This is a genomic window from Pantoea sp. FN0305 (assembly GCF_050113845.1).
Classification (GTDB): domain Bacteria; phylum Pseudomonadota; class Gammaproteobacteria; order Enterobacterales; family Enterobacteriaceae; genus Mixta; species Mixta alhagi.
On the sequence record NZ_JBNJSN010000004.1, the window covers coordinates 201935 to 204059 of the forward strand.

Consider the following 2125-nt stretch of genomic DNA (forward strand, 5'->3'; position numbering starts at 1 on the left):
GCGAAGGGGGCTGCCTTAGTTAATCGTGTTATCTAGGAATGAATATGGTTAATGCTACTCAACAGGTAAAAAATATTTTGCTTACCGGCGCAACCGGGGTTTTGGGCAGCCGGATCCTGCTTGAAATTCTGTTGCAAAGCGATGCCTGCGTTTACTGCCTGGTGCGTGCTGCCGATCCGCAGCAGGCGATGGCAAGGCTGGAGCAACTGCTTTACACCTACGATCCGCAGCAGCAGTGCCGTGAACAGCTATGGCGAGTCATTCCGCTGCTGGGTGACATCACGCAGCCGCAGCTGGGGCTGGAGGCCTCGGTTTATCAGGAACTGGCAACCGGTATTGAGCGCGTTATTCACTGTGCGGCTAACGTCAGCCTGGTCGCTTCATACGGCAAAATCGCGCCGGTCAACGTGGGCGGCACCAGGAACCTGATTGCACTGTGTCTGGAGGACGATGTGCCGCTGCTCTATACCTCAAGCTTTAGTATTGTCGGCGACAAGCTCTATCAGGAAGGGTTCACCCTACAGGAAACCGACCTTGATGTTGGGCAATCGTTTAAAGATATGGACTATGAGCGTTCCAAGTTTGAAGCCGAGCAGGCCGTGCATCAGGCAGGCAAGCAGGGGTTGCGCTGGGTGATCACCCGGCCAGGCAATATTTGGGGTGACAGTGTCACGGGACGCTATCCTCTGGTTGAAACGCGGGTAAAAGGCATCTACTACGAGATGATCAAAGCGCTGGTAGAAACGGGCCTGACCTTCAGCTCGCGCGAGGACTTCGATATTACGCCGGTGGACTATGTCGCCCGCGCTTCGCTGCATGCGATCCTTGAGATTGATACATTTCATGGCGCCACGCTGAATCTGACCAATCCTGCACCGGTCACCTATGACGACATCGTCGAATTTCTGCGGCTGTATGGCTACCGCATCAACACCTTAATCAATAGCGATTATTTCGAAGCGCTGACAGAGAACCGCATCTGGCTACAGGGCAAACCTTATCGTTCAACCTTTACCGATCTGCTGGCGCTGTTTTACTGCGGCAGTGAAATCAGTGAAAAAGCGCGCTATGGCACGCAGCTGACGCGTCAGTTATTGGCCGATGCGGGCATCGTTTGCGCGCCCTGCGATCGTGAACTGCTGTTCCGCTATTTCAGTTACCTCACCGAGAGTGGCTTTGTGGTGGCGCCAGAAAGCCAGGGCGCGGCGGCAGAGGTGCGCGAAATCGTGCGTCAGGGCGGTTTCCTTGAGCAACTTTACGATGCTGATTTGAACTGAATATCACACAGACAGGAGAACAGGCATGAGTTATCAGGATCTGCGCGTCACCCTGGTTCAGAGCGACATTGTTTGGGAGAACGCGGAGCAGAATCGCCGCCGCATGGCAGAGCATATCGCCCGCGCCGAAGCCAGCGATGTGATTATTTTACCGGAGATGTTTACCACCGGCTTTTCCATGGTGCCGCAGGGCATTGCGGAAACCATGCAAGGGCCAAGCGTCAGCTGGATGCAGGAGCGGGCCGCGCAGGCTGGCTGCGCGCTGGTCGGCAGCATGATCATTACCGAAGCAGGACGCTTTTATAACCGGCTGCTGTGGGTCAGGCCGGATGGCACCATCGCGCACTACGACAAAAAACATCTTTTCTCTTTTGCCAGTGAAGATCAGGAATATACCGCGGGAAATGCGCAGTTGGTGGTTGAGCATCGCGGCTGGCGCATTGCGCCGTTCATTTGCTATGACCTGCGTTTTCCACTCTGGTCGCGCAACATCGATATGCGCTATGACGCTGCGCTCTACATTGCCAGCTGGCCCGAAAAACGTGTTGCGCACTGGCAGGCGCTGTTAACCGCGCGGGCGATTGAAAACCAAAGCTATGTCATTGGGGTTAACCGGGTCGGTGAGGATGGCAACCAGCTGCGCTACAACGGCCACTCCATGCTGATCGATCCGCTCGGTGAAGTGTTAATCGATGAGGCAGAAGTGGAAAGCGTACGCAGCGCCACGCTGTCACGCCAGCATCTGTTGGATATTCGCGAGCGGATGCCTTTTCTCCAGGATGCCGATGCCTTTTCGCTGATCTGATCCCGTTAACCCTTATCCACATATCGCAAAGGAAGGATGGCAA

Annotated in this window: 2 protein-coding genes; both read left to right on the forward strand. The window is 55.2% G+C overall.

The window, feature by feature from the left end:
• Window positions 1-44 precede the first annotated feature (44 nt).
• Window positions 45-1277 carry a thioester reductase domain-containing protein gene (locus tag ACQE3Y_RS10090; protein WP_426981572.1) on the forward strand — a complete coding sequence of 411 codons (1233 nt, stop codon included), beginning with the start codon at window positions 45-47 and terminating at the stop codon, window positions 1275-1277.
• A 25-nt stretch (window positions 1278-1302) separates the two neighbouring features.
• Window positions 1303-2082 (forward strand): amidohydrolase, encoded by a 780-nt coding sequence (locus tag ACQE3Y_RS10095; RefSeq protein WP_426981573.1) that lies wholly within the window; start codon window positions 1303-1305, stop codon window positions 2080-2082.
• Window positions 2083-2125: the final 43 nt, after the last annotated feature.

What these genes read in the sequence shown, in the direction of transcription:
- ACQE3Y_RS10090 (WP_426981572.1), top strand. Translation starts at nt 45, where the DNA reads ATGGTTAATGCTACTCAACAGGTAAAAAATATTTTGCTTACCGGCGCA.
- ACQE3Y_RS10095 (WP_426981573.1), top strand. Translation starts at nt 1,303, where the DNA reads ATGAGTTATCAGGATCTGCGCGTCACCCTGGTTCAGAGCGACATTGTT.